General features: G+C 43.0%; 2 protein-coding genes. One reads left to right on the top strand and one right to left on the bottom strand.

Annotation, left to right across the window (positions count from 1 at the left end; translation table 11 throughout):
• Nucleotides 1-297 precede the first annotated feature (297 nt).
• Nucleotides 298-1473, bottom strand: coding sequence for an amidohydrolase family protein (locus WBJ10_RS05710; protein WP_424288567.1), 1176 nt, complete (start codon nt 1471-1473; stop codon nt 298-300).
• A gap of 133 nt (nt 1474-1606) precedes the next feature.
• Here WBJ10_RS05710 and rlmN point away from each other — a divergent pair, with 133 nt between their 5' ends.
• Complete coding sequence (rlmN, locus tag WBJ10_RS05705) at nt 1607-2647, top strand: 23S rRNA (adenine(2503)-C(2))-methyltransferase RlmN (protein WP_424288566.1); 1041 nt, start codon at nt 1607-1609, stop codon at nt 2645-2647.
• Nucleotides 2648-2763: the final 116 nt, after the last annotated feature.

Here is a 2763-nt window from a genome sequence, read left to right as displayed (position 1 = left end):
TCATATATATGTAGCCCCCCCTTTTCATAATTAAAGGTAACCCTCATCCATATTAAAAGAAAAAACCACTTAGCCAATGGTACACCAAGCTTAGTAATGGGATAATTTCGACGAGCCAGGAATAATTTTATTATTAAAACCAACGTGCCGCGAGGAGAAATCTCATTCCCCACACGCTGCGGTGGCTGTCATCCCGAAGCGCAGCGAGGGACCTCAAGCGAAAAAATTGACTGTGAACTGAATCGGGAAACCTCCAAATAACCCAGGATAAACTGTCAACCGTCAACTGTCAACTTATCAAACCAATCTTCTAACTTCCGATTCCCCCGTCAACTCCAACCCGTCCGTATTTGTTATTAAATTAAGCCCCGGAGTTTTTCCTTTTTCTATTGTTCCGTATTTATGGTCGATTCCTAAGAAACGAGCCCCATTGATCGTTGCCCAGGGCAAAGTTTTGACTAAAGACATAAAGGGAAAGTGTTCTTTTATAGCTTTCAACTCTGATAAAATGCACAGTTTATCATTGGATGCCAGGCTGTCGGTGCCCAGAGTAATGTTGAAATCGTGGAGCTGGAAAATTTCAATTCTTGGGAGGCGCCCTTCGATGTATAGGTTAGCTTTCGGACAAAAACACCAGTGAATATCCCGGCTAAAACGGTTGGCAAAATAAACATCTTTCAAGCTAGTGTAAGTGTTGTGCACCAGAAGTATCTTTTGCTGTGAGGAGAATAGGGGCAACAGGGACTGAATAGAATTTCGTGCCTGAGGTTTGAAAAAGTCAGTATTCAGTTTTAATTTTTCATAAAACTTCAGAAATTCCCCTGATTTATAGCGATAAAACTTATTCTCTTCATCGCTTTCCTGATTGTGCATCGTGGTTAGCTCCGTATCGCCTTCCGTATTTTTCTGAAAAAGCTTCAGCAAATCTTTTGAAACAGAATAAGGGGCATGCGGCGCAAGAGATGCAGGAAGCGGAGAAAACTTCCGCAAAAGAGCCAGCGCCTTGTCATACGCAATCCTTGCTTTAAAGGGATCGAAGCCTAGAAATTCAACGAATGTATGATAGTAGATAGAACTTCCTTCCTTAATGTTCTTTGAAAGCAGCGTATTTGAGATATCACCCACAGCTACAATGCCCTTATCCTGCATTTGCTGGTCGGCCTTGCGCATGGCATCGAGAATAATGGCTTCATCAGAGCCTCTTTCATCAATGACCTGGCTCAGGAAATTGACCAGTCCATTGCCTGGCGCAACCTTGCCTGCCATGTGCGACAGCTCGAGATGACAATGTGCGTTAACAAAGCCCGGCACAATAATGCCCTCATAACGTTCGATGGTTTCGGAAATCGGAATTTCACTCTCGTCAGGGAATACATCAATTATTTCACCCTGTTCGTCGACCGCAATAATGCCATGCTTGAGCGGTTCGCCATTACCGGTAATAATAAAATCGGCACTAACATATCTAATCATGCTAGTATTAAAAATAAAATGTTGATCACGTTTGATGGAGGTAAGGTAATAATTGATTCGTTCGTCATACGAAAACCATGTAAAAAGGTTAATACTAATTTAATATATTGATTGGTTAACTTTGCACGATCTAATGGAAAACCCCAAAATCGATATCCGTGCCCTCTCTGTTGAGAAACTGAGAGATCATTTTTCCCAAATGGGTGAGCCAGCCTTCCGTGCGAAACAGGTATATGAATGGTTATGGGAAAAATCATGCATCGATTTCGATGAAATGAGCAATCTTTCAAAACCCCTGCGGGAGAAGCTAAAAGAATCGTTCGTCATTAATGCTGTGAATATCCATCAGTCCCAATTCAGTTCTGATAAGACCATAAAGAACACTTTCAAGCTTTACGACAGCAATATTATAGAGGGGGTTTTAATTCCGGCTACAGATCGCATGACGGCCTGCGTTAGTTCACAGGTGGGATGCAGCTTAACTTGTAAGTTCTGCGCAACGGGCTACATGGATAGAAAGCGGAATCTGAATCCAGACGAGATTTATGATCAGGTTGTACTCATCGACCAGCAGGCAAAGCAAAACTACCAGGCTCCTTTAACTAATATCGTTTATATGGGGATGGGGGAACCTTTGCTGAATTATGCTAATGTTCTCAAATCGATTGATCGGATTACGGCCAAGGACGGACTGAATATGTCGCCTAAGCGGATTACAGTTTCTACTGCGGGTATAGCAAAGATGATCCGTAAGCTCGGGGATGATGAAGTGAGATTTAATCTCGCGCTTTCTTTACATGCAGCAAATGATGAGAAAAGAAATACCATCATGCCTATAAATGAGCAAAACTCCCTGGAGGCTCTTGCCGATGCGCTTAAATACTTTTTTGCCAAGACAAAAAGCCCCGTCACTTACGAATACATACTTTTCAACGACTTCAACGACACTTTACAAGATGCGGCTGAACTGGTCAAGTTCTGCAGGCACATTCCGTGTAAAGTCAATATAATCGAATATAACCCCATCACCTTCGCTGATTTTAAAAATACAGAAACTGACCGGACGGATGATTTTGCTGCGTATCTGCGGAAGCATAATATTAACACGAACATCAGGAGAAGTAGAGGGAAGGATATTGATGCGGCGTGTGGGCAGTTGGCGGTAAAGAGTTAAGGTACCTCGCGCGCTTTATTGAGGTCCCTCGCTACGCTTCGGGATGACGAGGGAGGGTTATTTATTAATGAGGATGCTATAGCGCTTGAGGTCCCTCGCTGCGCTTCGGGATGACG

The sequence above is a fragment of the Daejeonella sp. genome (assembly GCF_049655485.1).
Classification (GTDB): domain Bacteria; phylum Bacteroidota; class Bacteroidia; order Sphingobacteriales; family Sphingobacteriaceae; genus Daejeonella.
The sequence above is the reverse complement of the archived record's forward strand: the minus strand, read 5'-3'. Positions and strand labels throughout refer to the sequence as shown.

Coding starts and splice junctions, on each gene's coding strand:
- rlmN (WP_424288566.1), top strand. CDS start 1,607: ATGGAAAACCCCAAAATCGATATCCGTGCCCTCTCTGTTGAGAAACTG.
- WBJ10_RS05710 (WP_424288567.1), bottom strand. CDS start 1,473: ATGATTAGATATGTTAGTGCCGATTTTATTATTACCGGTAATGGCGAA.